Below are 22,010 nucleotides of genomic sequence, written 5' to 3' on the forward strand. Positions count from 1 at the left end.
ACTATCTGGTTTGCTCACATATCGGGGCTAAAAACTGAAACAGCTCGCGCGAAGACCAGCGTTGTTGGCCATACGCACGGACGGGTACAACAGGCATCAGCGCATTGCAGATGATGACTTCATCTGCGGTCCGTAGCACCGCTTCTCCTGCGCTAACTTCGACAACGCGAAAGCCAGAGCGTGCCAGCTGTTGCAGACAAAACTGACGCATTAACCCATTTACGCCAGCGTATTCCAGCGACGGAGTGAACACCTCTTCCCCCTGCCGCCAGAGTAAATTAGCCGCACAGCATTCCGTAATGAACCCTTCGCTGTCAAGAACCAGCGCCTCATCGGCGTCCGTCTGTTCAAGATGAGTACGAATGAGCACCTGCTCGAGGCGGTTGAGATGCTTAAGCCCGGCCAGCATCGGGTTTCGTCCCAGTCGTACAGGGCTCAGCGTCAGCGTGACGCCGTCTTCTCGCCAGCGAGAATAATGCGCGGGATAAGCAGAAACGGAGAGGATACGCGTTGGGTTGAGGCACGATGCAGCGCTGTAACCCCGGCCACCACTGCCGCGGCTGATGATGACTTTGAGTACGCCGCTGTCCTTCCCGGTTCCCAGCTCGCACATTTCCTGACGCAGCGTGTCCCAGTGCGTAAAGGGGATCATGAGCTTTTCACAGCCATGCTGCAGGCGTCGAATGTGCGCCTCCAGCAGGCAGACATCACCGTCCAGAATGCGCGCCGTCGTAAAGCAACCATCACCGAACTGTATCGCCCTGTCGCTGGCAGGCAGCGTGTCCTGCTCAAGGCCATTGATTAAAAACATGGTGGCTCCTTATGCGTGGGCAATTAGTCTGGCAGGATGTCATGCAGCCGACAAGAAGATTAGGCTTAATAAAAAAGGCCCGGCAAGCGGACCTTTTTAAATGCGACAGGGACGTCAGGATCAGATCTTTTTGAAGATCAGAGAACCGTTGGTGCCGCCGAAGCCGAAGGAGTTACACAGGGTGTACTCCATACCGCTAACCTGACGCGCTTCGTGAGGAACGAAGTCCAGATCGCAACCTTCATCCGGGTTATCCAGGTTGATGGTTGGCGGAACAGCCTGATCGCGCAGCGCAAGGATGGAATAGATTGACTCTACCGCACCCGCCGCACCCAGCAGGTGACCGGTCATGGACTTGGTGGAGCTCACCATTACGCGGCTGGCAGATTCGCCGAAGATAGACTTAACCGCCTGAGCTTCAGCTTTATCGCCTGCAGGTGTAGAAGTACCGTGCGCGTTCACGTAGCCAATTTGTGCTGGGGTAATACCCGCATCACGAATCGCGTTTTCCATCGCCAGCGCAGCACCCGCGCCGTTCTCAGGAGGAGACGTCATGTGGTAAGCATCGCTGCTCATGCCGAAACCAACGATTTCAGCATAAATTTTCGCGCCGCGTTTTTTCGCGTGTTCGTATTCTTCCAGTACGATCATGCCCGCCCCGTCGCCCAGCACGAAGCCGTCACGATCTTTATCCCACGGACGGCTCGCCGCCTGCGGATTATCATTACGGGTAGACAGCGCACGCGCCGCACCGAAACCGCCGACACCCAGTGGGGTACTGGCTTTTTCAGCACCGCCCGCAACCATAGCATCTGCATCGCCGTACGCAATAATGCGCGCGGCCTGGCCGATGTTATGTACGCCAGACGTACAGGCAGTCGCGATTGAAATGCTTGGCCCACGCAGGCCGAACATGATGGTCAGGTGGCCTGCCACCATGTTAACAATCGTGGACGGAACGAAGAACGGGCTGATCTTACGCGGGCCGCCATTCATCAGAGATGTATGGTTTTCCTCGATCAGGCCAAGACCGCCAATCCCGGAGCCGATAGCGGCGCCGATACGGGTTGCGTTCTCTTCCGTAATTTCAAGACCAGAATCCTGCATGGCCTGAACGCCAGCGACAATTCCATATTGAATGAAGGCATCCATCTTGCGCTGTTCTTTGCGCGAGATGATATCTTCACAGTTAAAATCCTTTACTAAGCCAGCAAATTTTGTTGCATAGGCGCTAGTATCGAAATGGTCGATTAGGCTGATGCCGCTCTGACCGGCAAGGAGAGCTTTCCAGGTGGACTCTACGGTATTGCCGACAGGAGACAACATGCCAAGTCCGGTCACAACTACACGACGCTTAGACACGTTTGTCCTCCAGGGAGGGATAAAAAAAAGAGATTCGTGGGACTAAATAAAGATAAAACTCAGGCGGTCGAATGACCGCCTGGAGATGTTCACTTACGCCTGGTGACCGTTGATGTAATCAATGGCAGCCTGAACGGTGGTGATCTTCTCAGCTTCTTCGTCCGGAATCTCAGTATCAAACTCTTCTTCCAGAGCCATTACCAGCTCAACGGTGTCAAGAGAATCTGCGCCCAGGTCTTCAACGAAGGAAGCGGAGTTCACAACTTCTTCCTGCTTAACGCCCAGCTGTTCGCCGATAATTTTCTTAACGCGTTCTTCGATAGTGCTCATACTCTTAAATTTCCTATCAAAACTCGCTTTCGCGATGGTTTTCGTAGTGTATAAAATGTTGAAAAATTTGCAACTAAATCCCGGCAGTTCGTACCACGATTTTACGTTATTTTGAGGCCATTCGCCCTAATAACGCAAATATTTTTCATCGTGGTTAAACCATATACATCCCGCCGTTGACGTGGAGGGTCTCACCAGTGATGTAACCCGCTTCGTCAGAGGCTAAAAATGCAACCGCACTGGCGATTTCTTTAGGGTCGCCAAGACGACCCGCCGGAACTGCCGCCAGCGTACCCGCACGCTGCTCATCAGTCAGCGCACGCGTCATGTCCGTTTCAATAAAGCCCGGAGCAACAACGTTTACCGTAATACCGCGGGACGCAACTTCACGCGCCAGCGACTTACTGAAACCAATCAGACCTGCTTTCGCCGCAGCGTAGTTAGCCTGACCAGCATTTCCCATGGTACCAACCACAGAACCGACAGTGATAATACGACCATGACGCTTTTTCATCATAGCGCGCATTACCGCTTTTGACAGACGGAATACAGATGACAGGTTGGTTTCGATGATATCGTTCCACTCGTCGTCTTTCATTCGCATTAACAGGTTATCGCGAGTGATCCCGGCATTGTTTACCAGAATATCCACTTCACCAAACTCTGCGCGAATATTTTCCAGAACAGATTCAATAGATGCAGGTTCAGTCACATTCAGTACCAGACCTTTACCGTTTGCACCCAGATACTCGCTGATGGCCTGAGCGCCATTCTCGCTGGTTGCTGTACCAATCACCTTCGCGCCGCGCGCAACCAGTGTTTCAGCAATTGCACGCCCGATACCGCGGCTTGCGCCAGTGACCAGGGCGATTTTTCCTTCAAAACTCATGGTATTCCTCTTTTATTGCGAGAGTGCCGCTGACATCGCTTCCGGCTCGTTAATCGCCGAGGCTGTCAGGGTGTCAACAATACGTTTTGTCAGACCGGTGAGGACTTTACCTGGGCCGACTTCATACAGATGCTCGACGCCCTGAGCGGCCATAAACTCAACGGTTTTGGTCCACTGTACCGGGCTGTAGAGCTGGCGAACCAGCGCGTCGCGGATAGCTTCCGGTGCGGTTTCGCATTTCACATCGACGTTGTTCACAACGGAAATCGTCGGTGTGTTAAACGTAATTTTTTCCAGCTCAACCGCCAGCTTCTCGGCGGCAGGCTTCATCAGAGCACAGTGAGACGGCACGCTGACCGGAAGTGGCAGCGCACGCTTAGCACCCGCTGCTTTACAGGCCGCACCCGCGCGTTCAACCGCTTCTTTATGACCGGCAATAACCACCTGGCCCGGCGAGTTGAAGTTTACCGGAGAGACAACCTGGCCTTCAGCAGATTCTTCACACGCTTTTGCAATTGCAGCATCATCCAGACCGATGATGGCAGACATGCCACCCGTACCTTCCGGCACCGCTTCCTGCATGAATTTACCGCGCAGTTCAACCAGACGTACCGCGTCAGCAAACGCGATCACGCCGGCACACACTAGCGCAGAGTATTCACCCAGGCTATGACCCGCGAGCAGCGCTGGCGCTTTACCGCCCTGCTGCTGCCAGACGCGCCACAGCGCGACGGACGCGGTCAACAGCGCTGGCTGAGTCTGCCAGGTTTTGTTCAGTTCTTCGGCCGGACCCTGCTGGGTCAGCGCCCATAAATCATAACCCAGTGCATCAGAAGCTTCACGGAAAGTCTCTTCAATTACCGGGTAGTTTGCTGCCATTTCAGACAACATCCCAACGGTTTGAGAGCCCTGGCCCGGGAACACAAAAGCAAATTGCGTCATTTTTTATTCCTTATACTAGAAACGAACCAGCGCGGAACCCCAGGTGAACCCGCCACCGAAGGCTTCAAGCAAGACCAGCTGGCCCCGTTTGATTCGTCCATCGCGTACCGCTTCATCAAATGCGCACGGTACCGACGCCGCAGAGGTGTTGCCGTGACGATCCAGCGTCACCACAACGTTATCCATCGACATGCCCAGCTTTTTCGCGGTCGCGCTGATGATACGCAGGTTCGCCTGATGCGGCACCAGCCAGTCGAGCGCGGTACGCTCAAGGTTATTCGCTTCCAGCGTTTCATCAACGATATGTGCAAGCTCGGTTACCGCCACCTTGAACACCTCGTTCCCTGCCATAGTCAGGTAAATCGAGTTGTCCGGATTAACGCGATCGGCGTTAGGCAGGGTCAACAGTTCGCCGTAGCTGCCATCAGCATGCAGATGCGTAGAGATGATACCCGGCTCTTCGGACTGCCCCAGCAGCACCGCGCCCGCACCATCACCAAAAATAATGATCGTTCCACGATCGGTTGGATCGCAGGTACGCGCCAGCACGTCAGCGCCGATCACCAGCGCATATTTAACGGCACCGGATTTCACGTACTGATCGGCAACGCTCAGCGCATAGGTGAAGCCTGCGCACGCGGCAGCGACGTCAAACGCCGGACAGCCTTTAATACCGAGCATGTTCTGCACCTGGCATGCCGCGCTTGGGAAAGCATGTGTGGCAGACGTCGTGGCGACCACGATCAAACCAATCTGTTCTTTATCAATGCCCGCCATTTCGATAGCACGCTGTGCGGCTTCGTAACCCATGGTCGACACGGTTTCGTCTGGCGCGGCAATACGACGTTCACGGATACCTGTGCGCGTGACAATCCACTCGTCAGACGTATCTACCATTTTTTCCAGATCGGCGTTGGTACGCACTTGTTTTGGCAGGTAGCTGCCGGTACCTAAAATCTTCGTATACATGTACGCTCAGTCACTTTTAGCTAATACAGATTCCAGGCGAGCGGCAATCCGCTGAGGGACTTGTCGCTGCACCGCCTGCACTGCCTGTTCAATCGCGACAGCAAATGCTCGCTGATTGGCGGCGCCATGACTCTTAATCACGATGCCGCGCAATCCTAACAGACAGGCGCCATTATACTGGTCGGGGTTGAGGTGACTGAATCGCCGCGTCAGGCTCTTTTGTAACCAACGCTTCAATAAAATCAGCCACCAGGCGCTTTTTTTACCTTCTCCCTGAGATTTCAGCAGAGAAAGAAACATGCGTACGACCCCTTCCATGGTCTTCAACGTGACGTTTCCGGTGAAGCCATCGCACACCAGAACATCCGTTTTACCCGTCAACAACTCATTGGCTTCGAGATAACCAATATAGTTGATGGAGGGAACCTGTTTGAGCAATTCAGCCGCTTCGCGAATGCTGTCCAGGCCTTTGGTCTCTTCTTCACCAATGTTCAGTAACGCAACACGGGGAGTGTTGATTCCGACAACTTCTTCTGCCAGCACCGATCCCATCACGGCAAACTGAGCCAGCATAGTACTATCACAGTCGACGTTAGCGCCCAAATCGAGCACTACCGTCTTGCCCTTCTGCTGATGCGGTAACACCGTTACCAGCGCCGGACGCTCAATACCTTCAATAGGTTTGAGCAGCAATTTCGAGAGGCCCATCAGCGCGCCGGTATTCCCCGCGCTGACGCAAGCCTGAGCTCGTCCTTCTTTCACCAGCTCCAGCGCTATCCGCATAGAGCTGCCACGACTATTGCGAATGGCCTGCGAGGGTCGGGCATCACTGGCAATAACTGACTGCGCAGGGATAATCTGCAGACGCGAACGTTGTTCAAAGTCAGCTTTTGCGAGTAATGGCGTGATTGTGTCGGGATTGCCGACTAAAAGAAGTGTGAGTTGCGAATTAGAATTCAGTGCCTGCAATGCTGCAGGCACTGTCACGGAAGGGCCAAAATCTCCCCCCATGACATCTAACGCCAGGGTTAGACGTGTCAAGGTATCGTCGCAGCCTGGTTCGGTAAATTCCCCGTTTGCACGGGGAAATCCTCACTAAGCCTAATCACGCTTGCGCGTGATTACTTAGTGATAACCTTGCGGCCGCGGTAGAAACCGTCAGCGGTGATGTGGTGACGCAGGTGTTTCTCACCAGAAGTCTTGTCTACAGACAGGCTGGTAACTGCAGTCAGCGCGTCATGGGAACGACGCATGCCACGTTTGGAACGGGTTGGTTTATTCTGTTGTACGGCCATGGACCTTACTCCTCAATTACTTACGCTTTAAGCTGGCTAATACGGCAAATGGGTTTGGTTTTTGCGCTTCATCAGGCAGTTCCCCAAAGACCATGTCCGCCTCGGACACTTCACAGTGTTCAGAATCATGCACCGGAACCACTGGCAAGGTGAGGATGATTTCATCTTCAACCAGAGCCAGAAGATCGATTTCACCGAATTCGTTAACCTCAATCGGCTCATACGCTTCCGGGAGTGCTTCAGCCTGTTCGTCAGAACGAACCGGACTGAAACAATACGTTGTGTGAACATGCTGTACAAACGGTTTCCCGCAACGCTGACACTCGAGCGTTACCGTCACCTTTGCATCACCGGTTAAAACGGCGAGACGCTGGTTGTCGATAGCGAACGACATGGAGCATTCTACATCACTGTCCACACTGACTACGGATTCGGCAATACGCTCAGCCTGATCGGAAGTATAGATACCTTCGTAATCGAGACGTTTTTGAGCCGTACGAACCGGATCAAGAGTCAGGGGTAATTTTACCTTTTGCATAGGGCGCGCATATTAACTTTGTAACGTCATAGAGTCAAAGAAAAAGGCAACCAGAGCTGCCTTTTGCCAATTATTCGCACACATTGCGGCCTGTAGTTTAAAATGGCTGGCATCGATACGCTATATCTGGTGATAAAAATATGCCAAATCTCGTCCTTGCTTCCACATCTCCCTACCGCCGAACGCTGCTGGAAAAGCTCGGGATCCCGTTTGAATGCGCCGCGCCAGAGGTGGATGAGACGCCACAGCCGGGCGAATCACCGCGTCATCTGGTGATGCGTCTTGCTAAAGAGAAAGCGCAGTCGCTGGCCGCACGTTACCCCGCACATTTGATTATAGGCTCAGACCAGGTTTGCGTGCTGGGCGGCGAAATCACCGGCAAGCCCCATACGGAGGAGAACGCCTGTCAGCAGCTTCTGCGCGCGCGAGGCACTATCGTGACCTTTTATACCGGCCTGGCGCTCTATAACTCCGCCACCGGTCATCTGCAAACCGAATGCGAGCCGTTCGACGTACACTTCCGCCATCTCAGCGAGCAAGAGATCGTGGATTATGTGCGCCGGGAACGTCCGCTGAACTGTGCGGGAAGCTTTAAAAGTGAAGGATTGGGGATTGCGCTGTTCGACAAGCTGGACGGACGCGATCCCAACACGCTGGTGGGGTTACCGCTGATTGCCCTGTGTCAGATGTTAAGACGAGAAGAGTGTAATCCGCTGTCCATGTGACTGGAAGGTTGCGGCCTGATGCCCTCACCCCGCCCCTCTCCCACAGGGAGAGGGAGGAACGCAAACTCAGCCGCGCAGAACCTTAAGACAGCGTTTCAACTGCTCGTCCAGCGGCGCTTCAATACGGATGACTTCCCCCGTATTAGGATGGGTAAACTTCAGCGCTGCCGCATGCAGGAACAGACGCGACAGCCCCGTCCCCGCCAGCTGCTTATCAAACTCGCGGTCGCCATAGCGGTCATCAAAGGCAATTGGGTGCCCTGCAAACTGCGTATGCACGCGGATCTGATGGGTACGACCTGTCACCGGACTGCAGCGCACCAGCGTGGCAAACTCATAGCGCTCTTCAACCTTAAAGCGCGTTTCAGACGGTTTCCCTTCCTGGCTTACGCGGACAATACGTTCACCGCTTTGCAGAATATTCTTCAGCAGCGGCGCCTGCACTACTTTTACATGGGACTGCCACTGACCGCGCACCAGCGCCAGGTAGTCTTTCTGCATCCCTTTTTCACGCAGCTGTTCATGCAGCGAACGCAGCGCAGAACGCTTTTTCGCCACCAGCAGTACGCCAGAGGTATCACGGTCAAGACGGTGCACCAGTTCAAGGAAGCGTGCTTCCGGGCGCAGGGCTCGCAGCCCTTCAATCACGCCGAAGCTCAGGCCGCTACCGCCATGAACAGCTGTTCCTGACGGTTTATTGAGCACCAGAATGTGGTCATCTTCGTACAGGATCACATCGCTCAGGGCCGCCACTTTCTGTAGCTTCGGTGAAACGGTCTCTTCTTCACGTTCCGCAACGCGCACCGGCGGAATACGCACTTCATCGCCCGCCTCGAGTTTGTACTCGGGCTTCACGCGTTTTTTGTTCACCCGCACTTCGCCCTTACGCAGGATGCGGTAAATCATGCTCTTTGGTACACCTTTCAACTGGGTGCGCAAAAAGTTATCGATACGTTGCCCCGCGTCATCTTCGGCGATGGCAACCATTTTTACGGCTGGAGTCTCTGTTTTCATGGTTGGCGATTCTAAATATCGTCAGCCATTAGCGCCACTCATTTTTCTATGCTTATATTTACTTTTATCCGGCCAGCTCCCCGTTTCGCGCAATCGATTTGGTGGTTATTAAACCAATCGCCATTCTGAAGTGAAGAAACTGTGAGTAACCGGGTGATAATTGGTAAAAGTCATCTTGCTATAACCCGGCGAGCAGTGGAATAATGAGGCTGTTTTCCGTGTTAAATCCTGGTTAAGTAAGGATGTTGACGGAATGACCAATTTTGTCTGACCGATCATCCACGCAGCAATGGCGTAAGACGTATTGATCTTTCAGGCAGTTAGCGGGCTGCGGGTTGCAGTACTTCCCGGTATAAGGATTGTTCTCTGGAGAGTTCTACCCAGGCAATTCCCCTGATAATTGCGCTGTGTTTCCGTATGAAATACAGGCAACCGACACTCTGCGCCTCTTAAGCGAGCGACAACCGTGAGGTTGGCGACGTGAACAGACACGAGGCCATCGGTTCATACCCCGGAAAGCGTCACCTTGCCCGCAGCTTTGTCGTCAATGTAAGAATAACGAGTAAGTTACGATGAAAAGAATGTTAATCAACGCAACTCAGCAAGAAGAGTTGCGTGTCGCCCTTGTGGATGGGCAGCGCCTGTACGATCTGGATATCGAAAGTCCTGGACACGAACAGAAAAAAGCGAACATTTACAAAGGTAAAATCACCCGCATTGAACCAAGCCTTGAAGCTGCATTTGTCGATTACGGTGCTGAGCGTCATGGTTTCCTCCCTCTGAAAGAAATCGCCCGCGAATATTTCCCCGCAAACTACAACGCCCATGGCCGCCCAAACATCAAAGATGTTCTGCGTGAAGGTCAGGAAGTTATCGTTCAGATTGATAAAGAAGAGCGTGGCAACAAAGGTGCCGCGCTGACCACCTTTATCAGCCTCGCAGGGAGCTATCTGGTTCTGATGCCTAACAACCCGCGTGCGGGTGGCATCTCTCGCCGTATCGAAGGTGATGACCGTACCGAGCTGAAAGAAGCGCTGGCAAGCCTCGAACTGCCTGACGGCATGGGGCTTATCGTGCGTACCGCAGGCGTTGGCAAATCAGCCGAAGCGCTGCAGTGGGACCTGAGCTTCCGTCTGAAGCACTGGGAAGCCATTCAGAAAGCAGCCGAAAGCCGCCCTGCTCCGTTCCTGATCCACCAGGAAAGCAACGTTATTGTGCGTGCCTTCCGTGATTACCTGCGTCAGGACATCGGTGAGATTCTGATCGATAATCCGAAAGTGCTTGAGCTGGCGCGCCAGCACATCGCCGCGCTGGGTCGTCCGGATTTCACCAGCAAAATTAAACTGTACACCGGCGAAATCCCGCTGTTCAGCCACTATCAGATCGAATCCCAGATTGAGTCCGCCTTCCAGCGTGAAGTGCGTCTGCCATCCGGCGGTTCTATCGTTATCGATACCACTGAAGCGCTGACCGCTATCGACATCAACTCCGCGCGTGCAACGCGCGGTGGCGATATCGAAGAGACCGCCTACAACACTAACCTCGAAGCCGCTGATGAAATCGCCCGCCAGCTCCGCCTGCGCGACCTGGGTGGTCTGATTGTTATCGACTTCATCGACATGACCCCTGTTCGCCACCAGCGTGCGGTTGAAAACCGTCTGCGCGAAGCGGTGCGTCAAGACAGGGCGCGTATCCAGATTAGCCATATCTCACGCTTTGGCCTGCTGGAGATGTCCCGTCAGCGTCTGAGCCCGTCTCTCGGCGAGTCCAGCCATCACGTTTGTCCGCGCTGCTCCGGCACCGGTACCGTGCGTGATAACGAATCGCTGTCCCTCTCCATTCTGCGTCTGATTGAAGAAGAAGCGCTAAAAGAGAACACCAAAGAGGTTCACGCCATTGTGCCGGTGCCCGTTGCCTCTTACCTGCTTAACGAAAAACGTGCAGCGGTAAGTGCGATTGAAGCGCGTCAGGGTGGCGTTCGCTGCATCATCGTGCCAAACGACCAGATGCAGACCCCACACTATCACGTGCTGCGCGTGCGTAAGGGCGAAGAGACGACCACCCTCAGCTACCTGCTGCCGAAGCTGCATGAAGAAGAGATGTCCCTGCCTTCCGATGAAGAGCCAGCCGAGCGCAAACTGCCAGAGCAGCCTGCGTTAGCGACCTTCATCATGCCTGAAGCACCACCGGAAGCAGCTCTGGAAAAACCTGTTGCCAAACCTGCAGCGCAGAAACCAGAAGCAGCGGTAGCGAAAGCCCAGCCGGCACAGCCGGGTCTGCTGAGCCGCTTCTTCGGCGCGCTGAAGAAGATGTTTGCTGAAGAAGAAGTTCAGCCAGAGCAGCCGAAAGAAGAGCCAAAAGCAGCCAAGCCAGAGCGTCAGCAGGACCGTCGCAAGCGTCAGAACAACCGCCGCGATCGTAACGACCGCAGCGAGCGTCGTGACAACCGTGACAACCGCTCTGAGAATAACGAAGGCCGTGAGCAACGCGAAGATAACCGTCGCAACCGTCGCGAGAAACAGCAGCAGAATGTTGAAGATCGTGAAATTCGCCAGCAGGCGGGCGATGAGTCTGAGAAGAGCAAACAGCGTGACGACCAGCAGCCGCGCCGTGAACGCAACCGTCGCCGTAACGACGAGAAGCGTCAGGCACAGCAGGAAGTCAAAAACCTGAACCGCGAAGAGCCTGTTGAACAGCAGGACGGCGAGCAGGAAGAACGCACTCAGGTAATGCCGCGTCGTAAGCAGCGCCAGCTTTCTCAGAAAGTTCGCTTCGCCTCTGAAGCAACCGAAGAGTCTGGCACTATCGCGGTTGAAACCAGCGAGAGCACAACCGGCACGCAGCTGGCGAAAGTTGACCTGCCAGCGGTCGTTGAAAACAACGTTGAGCAGGATGATAACGGTGAAAACCGTGATAACGCCGGTATGCCGCGCCGTTCACGCCGTTCTCCACGTCATCTGCGCGTCAGCGGCCAGCGCCGTCGTCGCTATCGTGACGAGCGTTACCCGACTCAGTCGCCAATGCCGCTGACTATTGCCTGTGCTTCGCCAGAAATGGCGTCCGGCAAAGTCTGGATCCGTTACCCGGTTGCTCGCCCGGAGCAGGTTGTTGAAGAACAGCCTGTAACCGAAGAGGTGATTGCACCAGCAGCCGCGGTAGAAGCTGTCGTGACTGAAGCGGCAACCGTGGTTGAACCTGAGGTTGTTGAACCTGAGGTTGTTGAAGCTGAAGCCCCTCACGCAGTGGAAGTAGAAACCACCCATCCAGAAGTGATTGCCGCGCCGGTTGATGCAGCACCGCAGCTTATCGCCGAAGAAGATGCCGTGGTGGCTGAGGAAGTCGCTGAAGAGGCTGAACCTGTAGCCGCAGTGGAAAACACCGCCGAAACCCTGATTGAAACCACCACTGAAGAAGTTGTTCAGGACGTTGAGATTCAGGTTGAACCGGTTGTCGAAGAAGCGAAAGCGCCTGAGGTGAAACCTGAGCCGGTTGTTTCTGCACCAGCCGCAGCCCACGTGGCGACAGCACCAATGACGCGCGCCCCGGCGCCGGATTACGTGCCTGAAGCCCCGCGTCACAGTGACTGGGTACGCCCGGCGTTCAGCTTCGACGGTAAAGGCGCTGCAGGCGGCCACAGTGCAACGCATCAGGCGACTGCACCGGCGACGCGTCCACAGTCTGTCGAATAACGACGCTGAAAGTAAAAAGCCGACCATCGGGTCGGCTTTTTTTATGGCTGCTGCACGGGCTTTCTCATTCCGGTCACCTCAGGCATGACCTGCCGCATCAACTCCAGAAAACGCCGCAAGCGTGCCGGATAATAGCGGGACCAGGGGTAAACAAGATGCACCGGTAACGCCGCTGGCTGCCAGTCTGGCAGCAAATGCACCAGCCGCCCTTCCCGAATATCATCCTGTACCGTCCAGCTGGATACCACCGCCACGCCAAGCCCGGTGAGCGCCGTATTGCGTGCGACATACAGACTATCGGTGCTGAGGCGCGGGGTAATCGCCACTCGCGCGGTGGCGGGTGATGCATCGTGAAAAAGCTCCACATGGCGCTGGTAGAATGAGCTGATCGCTATCCAGGGAAACTGCTGCAAATCCTCCGGCGTGTTGACCGTCGGAAAACGGGCCAGCAGCGCCGGTGAAGCCACTACCGAGCGCGGCACTTCGGCCAGCAGCACGGACACGGTCGCCGGATCGACTTCCACGCCCACCCGAATCGCACAGTCAAGGTTGTCGCCGAGAAAGTCCGCCGACCGATCGTTGAGCATCCACTCAATCGAAAGCTGCGGATAGCGTTGCAAAAACTCGGTTACGGGTTTCAGAAGCTGGTCCTGACCAAACGCGTGCGGAGCGCGCACCCGCAGCACGCCTACCGGCTCATCTTCCGTCTGCCCCACCTCATCTTCCAGCGCCAGCCAGCTGTCAATCACCCGACGGGCGTGCTGATAGCAGCGCTCGCCGTCATCCGTCAGCCGCGTCGTGTGGGTGGTGCGCAAAATCAGGCGCACGCCCAGCATGGTCTCAAGCGACTGTAACCGTCTGCTTACCGTGGCCTGGGTAGTGGCCAGCTGCCGCGCCGCCGCTGAGAGGGAGCCCGCCTCAACGATACGAACAAACGTCCGCATTAACTCCACCCTGTCTATACGCTCAGCTCTTTTCATCGCATTTTCACTTATACGTTCAACGTATAAGCGTTTTACCACCGGGCCAGCTACCGTCGCAAGGCGTACTGATAAAAAATAGCCTCACACGACGAATGAGGAACATCTTATGAACACAACAACCGCCGCCCATGCAGTGAGCCGCTGGGTAATCTTAATGCTGGCGATCGGTGCAGGTTTCAGCGTGGCATCAATCTATTATGCCCAGCCTCTGCTGCCGCTGATGGGCGCAGACCTTCATCTGAGTATCGAAGGAATGGGCCTGGTCCCGACGCTCACCCAGGCGGGATATGCCCTGGGGATCCTGTTCCTGCTGCCGCTAGGCGATCGCCACGACCGCAGGACGTTAATCCTGATAAAGAGTGCGGCGCTGGCGCTGTTTCTTCTCGGCTGTAGCCTGACCGGGCAGATCCACTCTCTGCTGCTGGCAAGCCTGCTCATCGGCATGGCCGCCACCATGGCACAGGATATCGTCCCTGCCGCAGCCATCCTTGCGCCGGAAGGTAAACAGGGGAAAACCGTGGGCACGGTAATGACCGGGCTGCTGATGGGTATCTTATTATCCAGAACCGTGAGCGGCGTGGTGGGCGAAGCGTTTGGCTGGCGCGTCATGTACCAGCTGGCGGCGGCAAGCATTGCGTTCATCGGGGTGATGATGTGGTTTGTGCTTCCCCGTTTTGCCATTCACTCCACGCTGAGCTACCCCGCGCTGATGCGCTCAATGGAACATCTCTGGCGTCGCTATCCGGCGCTGCGCCGTGCGGCGCTGGCTCAGGGTTTTCTGTCGATTGCCTTTAGCGCCTTCTGGTCTACGCTTGCGGTCATGCTGCTGGAACGCTATCACCTGGGGAGTGCCGTAGCGGGTGGTTTTGGTATTGCAGGTGCCGCCGGCGCGTTAGCTGCCCCGCTGGCAGGGGGTCTGGCAGACAAACTGGGCGCAGGAAAAGTCACGCAGCTTGGTGCCGTTCTTGTGACCGTCTCATTTGCCCTGATGTTCCTGATGCCCGCGCTGGGCGTTCATGGACAGCTGATTCTGATCGCCATCTCCGCCGTTGGGTTCGACCTGGGTCTGCAGTCCAGCCTGGTCGCTCACCAGAACCTGGTATATAGCCTTGAACCGCAGGCGCGGGGCCGTCTCAACGCCCTGCTCTTTACGGTGGTCTTTATCGGGATGGCGCTGGGTTCCGCGTTAGGCAGCAATATTTACTCGCTGGCCGGCTGGACGGGCGTGGTCGCGCTGGCGACGGTCTGTGGCGTCATTGCGCTGGCAATCCGTCTGATAGAAAGCGCACGAGTCACCTCCGCATCAGCAGAAGTTGCATAAAAAAAATGCCCAATCCAGACGGATTGGGCAGTAAAACATGCCCAGTTTCAAGACATGTTCCAAGAGGTCAAGATGTTATTTGTTCAGCTGGAACAGAGACATGCCCTGCATATCGCTAAACGCTTTATAAGACGCCTGCAGGGCCGCCTGCTGCATGGTGTAAGAGGAAATCGCTTCGTTCCAGTCAACATCAACCAGGTCACTCATCTGCTTGGTCTGACCCAGCGCGCGGTCATCGCCCAGCGTATCGAGTTTTTCCAGCTCGTTCATCTTGGTTCCCACATCCGCAACGACCGTCAGGATATTGTTCTGGGAGTTTTTGATGCCGATTTGCGCATTGGCAATCACCTGGCTTTGCGCCGTTGCGGCAGCCGGATCGTTCTCAATCGGTGTCTTCAGCGAGGCAATAGCAGAGTCCAGAATTTTGAACATGTTGGTCTGGCCATATCCACCGCCCGGCAGCTGTTCCGCATTACTGGTAATGCTTTCGAAAATTTGCTGGCCGGTATGGCTGATGGTCATATTTCGCGCCGTATCAACCTGCTGCGTGATGGCCTCAGCGCCGCCGTTGTAATCTCCGGTCGCGGCATCAAACGGTGCGCTCTCGGTTTTGTATCCCGCAAAGATAAAGCGGCCATTACCATCCGTCGTGTTGGCAAGGTTCATCAGCTGATCGCGGATCCCCTGAATATCGGTCGCCAGAGAAAGACGGTCGTCATCGCTTAATGTGCCGTTTGAGGCGTAAACCAGCTTCTCGCGCACGCTTGAGATCGCAGTGTTGACCTGGGTTAACACGTTATCTTCCAGCGAGACCTTCTGCGTTGCAAAGGTACGCGCGAGCGCGAACTGGCTGTTTTGCGACTGAGACTGTGACAGCACGATGGCCTGCGACGCGGCGATAGGATCGTCCGAAGGACGATTGACGCGCTTGCCGGTGGACATCTGCTCACCGTAGCTCAGCCATCTGCTCTGGGAATCGGTGATCCCACGCATGTTCTGCTCGTACATCATCTGGGTGCTAATACGCATTGTTCACCTCAACCTTAACGAATGTTGATAATTGCATCGAAGAGCGTACTGGCAGTTTGTAGAACCTGGGCATTGGCCAGGTAATACTGCTGATAACGCTGCAAATTGCCATACTCTTCGTCGAGGTTTACCCCAGAGATGGTCTGCTGCTGCTTGATTAACTGCGTTTCCACGTTGGCTTTCGTCTGGCTGCTTACCTTCAGTGACGCCGTTGAGCTACCGACGGTACTGACGAGAGAGGCATACGCATCGTTGAAGGTTTTATTTCCACCCACCACTTTGCCGTTTTGCAGATCGAGCAGTTTCTGGCCGTTACGGTTGTCACTTTCGCCGCCGTTCTGCACAGATGCCATCGCCAGTTTAGACTCGTCGCTGATCGCGAGATCCATGTTCATGATGACGTTGGAAACAGGCTTCACGGTAAAGCTGTCTTTGGTATTTGCCGTGCCGCTCACGTTGACGTTAAGGCCATCAAAAGACAGATTGCCGCTGGCATCCGGGCTCATCGTAAAGCTGGTTTTGTCTGACGAGCGGGTGACCGTCCAGTCAGTGCCGTTAAACTGCAGCTTATAGTCTGTCGCCTGGACCTGTTTGCTGTCCGCCACAGACGCCGTAACAACGGCCGAACCGCCGTTCTTGCTGTTGGACAGGACCGCCGGAGAACCAAAGTTGAACAGCTTACCGCCCGCATCACCGTTCGCATCAAAACCGGCTTCATGCTGCGTGTTCATCGCGTCGGCAAAGGCCAGCGCCATCTGGTTCAGGCTGTTACGGGCTTTATCCAGATCTTCCGTGCGGAAGGTCAGTAAACCGCCTAAAGAACCGGTGGTGATAAATTTCTCCGGGATCTCAATATTGCCCGCCACGTCATCGACGTAGGCGATAGTGGTACGAGCCGGATCGGCGCTGGACTTCACGGCCGCCAGCTGGCTGGCTTTGCTGCCCTGTACCAGGCTGTAACCGTTACCGAGAGAGATATTAAACGTGCCGCTATCCTGCACGGAGACTTCCACGCCCACGATTTTGTTCAGTTCAGTCACGAGCTGATCGCGCTGGTCCAAAAGATCGTTAGGTGACGCGCCCGCGCCAACGCCGGTCAGACGGGAGATCTGATCGTTAAGATTCGCAATCTGTGCCGCGTAGTTGTTGATCTGAGACACGCTGCTTGAGATGGCGGTATTAACCTGCGCGTCCTGGTCACGGAGATACTGATCGTTGGTTTTAAACTGATTGACCAGACCACTCGCTTTACCCAGCACCGTCTGACGTGCAGCCGGGTCTTCCGCGTTGCTCACCAGGGTTTGCAGGCTTTTGAAGAAATCCTGCAGGGTGGTGGAGAGCGAGTTGGTGGTATCGGAGAGCACATCGTCAATTTTTGACATCTGCTGATAGCGCGTCGTCAGACCGCTGCTCTGCGTCTGCGCGGCGCGCAGCTGGTTGGTGATGAAGGCGTCATACTCACGCTGGACACCGGAGACATAAACCCCGTTACCCACCCAGCCACCGCCGGTCAGCGTGCTGTTAGATGCGCCCAGCACCGTGGTCTGGCGGGTGTAACCTGCCACGTTATAGCTTGAAATATTATTACTGACGGTATTGAGTGCCGACTGCGCGGCACTGAGGCCACTCATGGCGCTGTTAATCAAACTGGACATGGGGGTTCCTTTTATACGTTCAGACACGAGTCCTGATGAAGGTTATCGGCAACCTCCACCGGGACTTGAGAACTTTCAGAACAGATTTTCAATATCTGTGCTATAGGCTTTGCTGACCTTCTCGCCCATGGATTTCAGCTGCTGGATCATGCTGGTGAGCTTGCGTGCATAGTTCGGGTCAGTCGCGTAGCCCGCGTTTTGTAAGGCCTGAGCACCCTGCTCCGCCGTCGCCGCCTGCGTAACGGCGGTATAACGCGGATTTCGGCTCAGCAGGCCAACGTAGTCGGACAATGCTTCCAGATAGGAGCTGTAGACGCGGAATTTTGCTTTGACCTTCACCGCCGCACCGTTCTCGTATTCGGTGGTCGTGATCTCCGTTGTTGGCCCCTTCCAGCTGGAGGTGGCCTTCACGCCGAAGATGTTGAAGCTCGGATCGCCGTTTTCCTTGCGGATCTGACGCTGACCCCAGCCCGACTCCAGCGCGGCCTGCGCCAGAATCAGGTGATGCGGCACACCGCTCTGTTCGCTGGCGAGACGCGCGGGCAGAGAAAGCTGCGCCAGGAAGTCTTTGCTGTCACCGGAGAGCGGCTCATCGCCGCTGCCCGTGGCTTTTGGCATCGCTTTACGCACCATTTGCGTCAGAGCCTGGTTCTGATAACTGGTCACCGTTTCCAGGTCGAACTTCATCGGCACCTGCTGCGTCTGTTCCTGAGGCTGAATGCCCTGCGCGGCTTCGGTCTGTTTCACAATCATGTCAGCCAGACCGAGGCCTTTACCGGCGGTCATCTGCTGCGCAATCTGCTGGTCATACATGCTGGTGTAGAGACGCGTTGAATCACTGCTGAACATCCCGTCTTTCGGCAGGGTTTCGCGCATGCTTTTCAGCATCATCTGTACAAACATCCCTTCCACCTGGCGGGCGACCGGGCGGATGTTCGCCGCCGGGTCTTTGCCTGCTTTGGTTTTCAGTTCGTTGAGCGACTGGGCGTCCCAGGCTGCACTGGTCAACAGTTTGCTATCGGTCAGCATTAGATGATTTCCAGTTTGGCGCGCAGGCAGCCCGCGCTTTGCATGGATTGCAGGATGGACATCAGATCCATCGGCGTTGCGCCCAGGGCGTTCAGGGCACGCACCACGCTATTCAGGTTGGCGCTGGAGCGAACGCTCTGCAGCGACCCACCGCTCTGGCGCATATCAATCTGCGTTTGCGGTGTTACCACCGTCTGACCGCCGCCAAATGGCGTGTTCGGCTGGCTCACGTTCGCGGAGCGGTTAACCGTCACGGAGAGGTTACCCTGCGCCACGGCACAGCTGTCCAGCGACACTTCCCGGTTCATCACCACCGAGCCGGTACGGGAGTTGATGATCACTTTCGCATCCTGGACCGGAACGTTAACTTCCATATTCTGAATATCAGCCAGCATGCGCACCTGGTTGCTGCTGCCGGTGGAGGTGCGGATCTGCACGGTGCGCGCATCGAGTGCCGTTGCGTTACCGTAGCCGCGGCTGCGGTTGATGGTATCGGCAATTTGCTGCGCCATCGTGAAGTCTTCATTATTAAGCTGCAGGTTGATGGTGTTGCCCGCGCCAAACTGGGTCGGCAGTTCACGCTCAATGATTGCACCGTTGGTGATACGTCCACCGTTCAGCTGGTTCACCTGCACGCTGCTTCCGCCTGCGGATGCCCCCGCACCGCCAACCAGAATGTTCCCCTGCGCCAGCGCATACACCTGGCTATCAACGCCTTTCAGCGGGGTCATCAGCAGCGTACCGCCGCGCAGGCTTTTGGCGTTACCCATTGAGGAGACCACCACATCAATGGTCTGCCCCTGACGCGCAAACGCCGGGTAGGACGCGGTGACCATTACCGCGGCCACGTTTTTCAGCTGCATGTTGGTTCCCGCCGGCACGGTAATGCCGAGTTGGGAAAGCATGTTGTTCAGGCTTTGGGTGGTGAACGGCGTCTGGGTCGTCTGGTCACCGGTACCATCCAGACCAACCACCAGGCCGTAGCCAATCAGGGAGTTTTCACGAACGCCCTGAACGCTGGTGAGATCGCGAATACGGTCAGCCTGGGCAAATGTTGTCACCAGCGCGAGCGCCACGGCGAAGATCGATTTAAACATGGGTCACCTCGCTTACATCGGCGATAAATTAAGGAAGAAGCGCTGCAGCCAACCCATATTTTGGGCTTCATTGATATAGCCGTTACCGACGTACTCAATGCGCGCATCCGCCACCTGGGTGGACGGAACGGTGTTGGTGCCGCTGATGGTGCGAGGGTTAACCACGCCCGAGAAGCGAATGAATTCAGTGCCCTGGTTGATGGCGATCTGTTTTTCACCCACAACGTGCAAGTTGCCGTTAACCAGAACCTGGTCAACCGTGACCGTCAGCGTACCGCTGAAGGTGTTGCTGGCGTTCGCGCCGCCTTTACCGTTAAAGGTATTGCCGCCAGAGGCCTCGACATCTGCTCGCGCGTTGCCGAACAGTCCCTGCAGGTAGCGCGGGACGGTATCGAAGCCAAAATTCGTTTTGCCATCGCGGCTGGCGTTCGCCGACGAGCTCTTGCTCGCGCTGACGTTTTCCTGCAGCACAATGGTCAATGTATCGCCGACGTTACGCGGGCGGCGATCTTCAAACAGCGGCTGATAGCCGTAATTAATCGGCTGCGCGGTCTGGAAAATGGAGCCGTTGACCACTGGCGCAGGGCCGGGAACGGGTTGGGCAGTCGTCGCACCCTGGACCAATGGTTTAGACGGGATCAAAGCACACCCGCTGAGGGTGACAGCCAGAACAGTCAGTATCGGATAACGAAACGCCGCGTTTTTTTGCATTGCCTTCATCTTCGAAAACAGGGAGCCGGTGCGGCGTTTACCGCACCGGGCTACACCTTAGAGTTGCGTCAGTTTCTGCAGCATCTGGTCGGTCGTCGACACTGCTTTACTGTTAATTTCATACGCGCGCTGGACCTGGATCATATTCACCAGCTCTTCCGCCACGTTCACGTTGGACGTTTCAACATAACCCTGGTACAGCAGACCCGCGCCGTTCAGGCCCGGGGTGCTCTCATTCGGCGTACCGGAGGATTGCGTTTCGGTGTAGAGGTTCTCACCAATGCTTTCCAGACCGGTATCGTTCATGAAGGTGGTCAGGTTAAGCTGCCCAACCTGAACCGGCGCGGCCTGTCCCTGCTGGGTCACGCTGACCACACCGTCGCGTCCGATGGTGATGCTCAGGGCGTTCGCCGGGATGGTAATCGCAGGCTGAACCTGGAAACCGCCCGCCGTCACCAGCTGGCCGTTCTGATCGACCTGGAACGAACCGTCGCGGGTATAGGCAGAGGTCCCGTCAGGCAGCTGCACCTGGAAGAAGCCCTGGCCTTTGATTGCCACGTCTTTACTGTTGTTGGTCTGAGACAGGTTGCCCTGGCTGTGCAGACGCTCGGTAGCCACCGGGCGAACGCCGGTACCAATCTGCAGGCCCGACGGCAGCGTCGTCTGTTCAGAAGACTGCGCGCCCGGCTGACGGATGGTTTGATAAAGCAAATCTTCGAAAACGGCACGCTGACGCTTGAAACCATTGGTGCTCACGTTTGCCAGGTTGTTGGCAATCACGTCCATATTGGTTTGCTGGGCGTCCAGGCCAGTTTTCGCGATCCATAAAGAACTGATCATAAGGAGTCCTGTTAACTCATAGCCAGAAGTTGGTTAGCTTTGCCCGCGTTTTCATCCACGCTGCTGATGATCTTCATCTGCATTTCAAAACGACGGGCGCTGGCAATCATGTCGCTCATGGCGGCTACCGGCTTGACGTTGCTGCCTTCCAGAACGCCGGACATCACGCGGATGCTCGGATCGGCCTGTAATGTGGCACCACGCGTCGCCTGCGCCGCCTGGGTCAGACGAAACATGCCGTCGTCGCCGCGCTGCACCTCTTTGCCTTCCGCTTTAACCAGCTTCAGACGTCCGACGGGTGCAACGGTGTTGGCCGGATCGCCCGGGTTCAGCGCCGAAATGGTGCCGTCCGCGGCGATAGTCAGCTCAGAGCCTTCCGGAACGGTCAGCGGACCCGCTTCCCCCATCACCGGATGACCCTGAATCGTCAGCTGGCCCGTCGCGCTCACCTGGATATTGCCGTTACGGGTATAGCCTTCGCTGCCGTCGGCCGTTTGCACCGCCAGCCAGCCGTCCTGCTGCAGGGCAACGTCCAGCGGGCGCGAGGTGTAGTCCATCTGCCCTGGCGTCATATCTGCGCCAGGGGTTGATGCCGTCACCAGCGTACGGGTCGGCAGGGACAGCCCTTCAACCGGCACCGCGCGCAGCGCGTTAAGCTGCGCGCGAAAGCCCGGCGTAGAGGCGTTTGCCAGGTTGCTGGCGGTAACGGCCTGCTGATTGAGCGTCTGACTTGCCGCGCCCATCGCGGTATATATTGCGTGATCCATTGCGCTTTCCTGTT

Annotated in this window: 21 protein-coding genes; 3 read left to right on the forward strand and 18 right to left on the reverse strand. The window is 55.9% G+C overall.

The genetic code is table 11. The features are described from left to right. Window position 1: 1 nt before the first annotated feature. The 9 genes from pabC to yceD all read right to left on the reverse strand — a co-directional run bounded on the left by pabC (window position 2) and on the right by yceD (window position 7,136). Window positions 2-811 carry an aminodeoxychorismate lyase gene (gene pabC, locus ADJ24_RS09945; RefSeq protein WP_023311153.1) on the reverse strand — a complete coding sequence of 270 codons (810 nt, stop codon included), beginning with the start codon at window positions 809-811 and terminating at the stop codon, window positions 2-4. A 120-nt stretch (window positions 812-931) separates the two neighbouring features. Further along, window positions 932-2,173 carry a beta-ketoacyl-ACP synthase II gene (gene fabF, locus ADJ24_RS09950; protein ID WP_023311152.1) on the reverse strand — a complete coding sequence of 414 codons (1,242 nt, stop codon included), beginning with the start codon at window positions 2,171-2,173 and terminating at the stop codon, window positions 932-934. Window positions 2,174-2,266: 93 nt separating this feature from the next. After that, the gene (gene acpP / locus ADJ24_RS09955) at window positions 2,267-2,503 is read right to left on the reverse strand and encodes an acyl carrier protein (RefSeq protein ID WP_003857954.1); all 237 of its coding nucleotides are present in this window, start codon (window positions 2,501-2,503) and stop codon (window positions 2,267-2,269) included. Between the two features lie 154 nt (window positions 2,504-2,657). Further along, on the reverse strand, window positions 2,658-3,392 hold the full coding sequence (fabG, locus tag ADJ24_RS09960; protein WP_008500795.1) for a 3-oxoacyl-ACP reductase FabG: 735 nt from the start codon (window positions 3,390-3,392) through the stop codon (window positions 2,658-2,660). A 12-nt stretch (window positions 3,393-3,404) separates the two neighbouring features. After that, window positions 3,405-4,334: an ACP S-malonyltransferase gene (fabD, locus tag ADJ24_RS09965; protein ID WP_023311151.1), complete on the reverse strand. Its 930-nt coding sequence runs from the start codon at window positions 4,332-4,334 to the stop codon at window positions 3,405-3,407. A gap of 15 nt (window positions 4,335-4,349) precedes the next feature. Continuing rightward, entirely contained in the window at window positions 4,350-5,303 is a 954-nt protein-coding gene (locus ADJ24_RS09970) for a beta-ketoacyl-ACP synthase III (RefSeq protein ID WP_023311150.1), read from the reverse strand. Between the two features lie 6 nt (window positions 5,304-5,309). Next, a complete protein-coding gene (gene plsX, locus ADJ24_RS09975; RefSeq protein WP_059290957.1) occupies window positions 5,310-6,344 on the reverse strand; it encodes a phosphate acyltransferase PlsX in 1,035 nt (344 codons plus the stop codon). Between the two features lie 80 nt (window positions 6,345-6,424). Next, a complete protein-coding gene (gene rpmF, locus ADJ24_RS09980; RefSeq protein WP_003857964.1) occupies window positions 6,425-6,598 on the reverse strand; it encodes a 50S ribosomal protein L32 in 174 nt (57 codons plus the stop codon). A 16-nt stretch (window positions 6,599-6,614) separates the two neighbouring features. Continuing rightward, window positions 6,615-7,136: a 23S rRNA accumulation protein YceD gene (gene yceD, locus ADJ24_RS09985; protein ID WP_014883375.1), complete on the reverse strand. Its 522-nt coding sequence runs from the start codon at window positions 7,134-7,136 to the stop codon at window positions 6,615-6,617. Window positions 7,137-7,276: 140 nt separating this feature from the next. Here yceD and ADJ24_RS09990 point away from each other — a divergent pair, with 140 nt between their 5' ends. Next, complete coding sequence (locus ADJ24_RS09990; RefSeq protein WP_023311148.1) at window positions 7,277-7,861, forward strand: Maf family protein; 585 nt, start codon at window positions 7,277-7,279, stop codon at window positions 7,859-7,861. A gap of 66 nt (window positions 7,862-7,927) precedes the next feature. On the opposite strand, the gene rluC is transcribed toward ADJ24_RS09990, so the two are convergent. Continuing rightward, entirely contained in the window at window positions 7,928-8,875 is a 948-nt protein-coding gene (gene rluC / locus ADJ24_RS09995) for a 23S rRNA pseudouridine(955/2504/2580) synthase RluC (protein ID WP_024909023.1), read from the reverse strand. A 572-nt stretch (window positions 8,876-9,447) separates the two neighbouring features. Here rluC and rne point away from each other — a divergent pair. After that, on the forward strand, window positions 9,448-12,564 hold the full coding sequence (gene rne / locus ADJ24_RS10000) for a ribonuclease E (RefSeq protein ID WP_023311146.1): 3,117 nt from the start codon (window positions 9,448-9,450) through the stop codon (window positions 12,562-12,564). 41 nt (window positions 12,565-12,605) lie between these two features. On the opposite strand, the gene ADJ24_RS10005 is transcribed toward rne, so the two are convergent. Beyond that, window positions 12,606-13,508, reverse strand: coding sequence for a LysR family transcriptional regulator (locus tag ADJ24_RS10005; RefSeq protein WP_023311145.1), 903 nt, complete (start codon window positions 13,506-13,508; stop codon window positions 12,606-12,608). Window positions 13,509-13,653: 145 nt separating this feature from the next. Here ADJ24_RS10005 and ADJ24_RS10010 point away from each other — a divergent pair, with 145 nt between their 5' ends. Beyond that, on the forward strand, window positions 13,654-14,868 hold the full coding sequence (locus tag ADJ24_RS10010) for an MFS transporter (RefSeq protein ID WP_023311144.1): 1,215 nt from the start codon (window positions 13,654-13,656) through the stop codon (window positions 14,866-14,868). A gap of 75 nt (window positions 14,869-14,943) precedes the next feature. Here ADJ24_RS10010 and flgL read toward each other — a convergent pair whose 3' ends face one another. From flgL to ADJ24_RS10045, 7 genes are all read right to left on the reverse strand, one after another. Beyond that, window positions 14,944-15,897 carry a flagellar hook-associated protein FlgL gene (gene flgL, locus ADJ24_RS10015; protein WP_023311143.1) on the reverse strand — a complete coding sequence of 318 codons (954 nt, stop codon included), beginning with the start codon at window positions 15,895-15,897 and terminating at the stop codon, window positions 14,944-14,946. A gap of 14 nt (window positions 15,898-15,911) precedes the next feature. Further along, window positions 15,912-17,552: a flagellar hook-associated protein FlgK gene (gene flgK, locus ADJ24_RS10020; RefSeq protein WP_023311142.1), complete on the reverse strand. Its 1,641-nt coding sequence runs from the start codon at window positions 17,550-17,552 to the stop codon at window positions 15,912-15,914. A 75-nt stretch (window positions 17,553-17,627) separates the two neighbouring features. Beyond that, window positions 17,628-18,581: a flagellar assembly peptidoglycan hydrolase FlgJ gene (gene flgJ, locus ADJ24_RS10025; RefSeq protein ID WP_023311141.1), complete on the reverse strand. Its 954-nt coding sequence runs from the start codon at window positions 18,579-18,581 to the stop codon at window positions 17,628-17,630. Beyond that, window positions 18,581-19,678, reverse strand: a complete 1,098-nt coding sequence (locus tag ADJ24_RS10030; RefSeq protein ID WP_023311140.1) for a flagellar basal body P-ring protein FlgI — start codon at window positions 19,676-19,678, stop codon at window positions 18,581-18,583. The genes flgJ and ADJ24_RS10030 overlap by 1 nt, the downstream gene beginning before the upstream one ends. A gap of 12 nt (window positions 19,679-19,690) precedes the next feature. Beyond that, window positions 19,691-20,389: a flagellar basal body L-ring protein FlgH gene (flgH, locus tag ADJ24_RS10035; protein WP_023311139.1), complete on the reverse strand. Its 699-nt coding sequence runs from the start codon at window positions 20,387-20,389 to the stop codon at window positions 19,691-19,693. A 57-nt stretch (window positions 20,390-20,446) separates the two neighbouring features. Continuing rightward, window positions 20,447-21,229: a flagellar basal-body rod protein FlgG gene (gene flgG / locus ADJ24_RS10040; RefSeq protein WP_008500810.1), complete on the reverse strand. Its 783-nt coding sequence runs from the start codon at window positions 21,227-21,229 to the stop codon at window positions 20,447-20,449. Between the two features lie 11 nt (window positions 21,230-21,240). Continuing rightward, window positions 21,241-21,996 (reverse strand): flagellar basal body rod protein FlgF, encoded by a 756-nt coding sequence (locus tag ADJ24_RS10045; RefSeq protein WP_023311138.1) that lies wholly within the window; start codon window positions 21,994-21,996, stop codon window positions 21,241-21,243. Window positions 21,997-22,010: the final 14 nt, after the last annotated feature.

The organism is Enterobacter sp. 940_PEND, assembly GCF_001059415.1.
GTDB classification, from domain to species: domain Bacteria; phylum Pseudomonadota; class Gammaproteobacteria; order Enterobacterales; family Enterobacteriaceae; genus Enterobacter; species Enterobacter cloacae_M.

Coding starts and splice junctions, on each gene's coding strand:
- pabC (WP_023311153.1), bottom strand. CDS start 811: ATGTTTTTAATCAATGGCCTTGAGCAGGACACGCTGCCTGCCAGCGAC.
- acpP (WP_003857954.1), bottom strand. CDS start 2,503: ATGAGCACTATCGAAGAACGCGTTAAGAAAATTATCGGCGAACAGCTG.
- fabG (WP_008500795.1), bottom strand. CDS start 3,392: ATGAGTTTTGAAGGAAAAATCGCCCTGGTCACTGGCGCAAGCCGCGGT.
- fabD (WP_023311151.1), bottom strand. CDS start 4,334: ATGACGCAATTTGCTTTTGTGTTCCCGGGCCAGGGCTCTCAAACCGTT.
- ADJ24_RS09970 (WP_023311150.1), bottom strand. CDS start 5,303: ATGTATACGAAGATTTTAGGTACCGGCAGCTACCTGCCAAAACAAGTG.
- rpmF (WP_003857964.1), bottom strand. CDS start 6,598: ATGGCCGTACAACAGAATAAACCAACCCGTTCCAAACGTGGCATGCGT.
- yceD (WP_014883375.1), bottom strand. CDS start 7,136: ATGCAAAAGGTAAAATTACCCCTGACTCTTGATCCGGTTCGTACGGCT.
- ADJ24_RS09990 (WP_023311148.1), top strand. CDS start 7,277: ATGCCAAATCTCGTCCTTGCTTCCACATCTCCCTACCGCCGAACGCTG.
- rluC (WP_024909023.1), bottom strand. CDS start 8,875: ATGAAAACAGAGACTCCAGCCGTAAAAATGGTTGCCATCGCCGAAGAT.
- rne (WP_023311146.1), top strand. CDS start 9,448: ATGAAAAGAATGTTAATCAACGCAACTCAGCAAGAAGAGTTGCGTGTC.
- ADJ24_RS10005 (WP_023311145.1), bottom strand. CDS start 13,508: ATGCGGACGTTTGTTCGTATCGTTGAGGCGGGCTCCCTCTCAGCGGCG.
- ADJ24_RS10010 (WP_023311144.1), top strand. CDS start 13,654: ATGAACACAACAACCGCCGCCCATGCAGTGAGCCGCTGGGTAATCTTA.
- flgL (WP_023311143.1), bottom strand. CDS start 15,897: ATGCGTATTAGCACCCAGATGATGTACGAGCAGAACATGCGTGGGATC.
- flgK (WP_023311142.1), bottom strand. CDS start 17,552: ATGTCCAGTTTGATTAACAGCGCCATGAGTGGCCTCAGTGCCGCGCAG.
- flgJ (WP_023311141.1), bottom strand. CDS start 18,581: ATGCTGACCGATAGCAAACTGTTGACCAGTGCAGCCTGGGACGCCCAG.
- ADJ24_RS10030 (WP_023311140.1), bottom strand. CDS start 19,678: ATGTTTAAATCGATCTTCGCCGTGGCGCTCGCGCTGGTGACAACATTT.
- flgH (WP_023311139.1), bottom strand. CDS start 20,389: ATGCAAAAAAACGCGGCGTTTCGTTATCCGATACTGACTGTTCTGGCT.
- flgG (WP_008500810.1), bottom strand. CDS start 21,229: ATGATCAGTTCTTTATGGATCGCGAAAACTGGCCTGGACGCCCAGCAA.
- ADJ24_RS10045 (WP_023311138.1), bottom strand. CDS start 21,996: ATGGATCACGCAATATATACCGCGATGGGCGCGGCAAGTCAGACGCTC.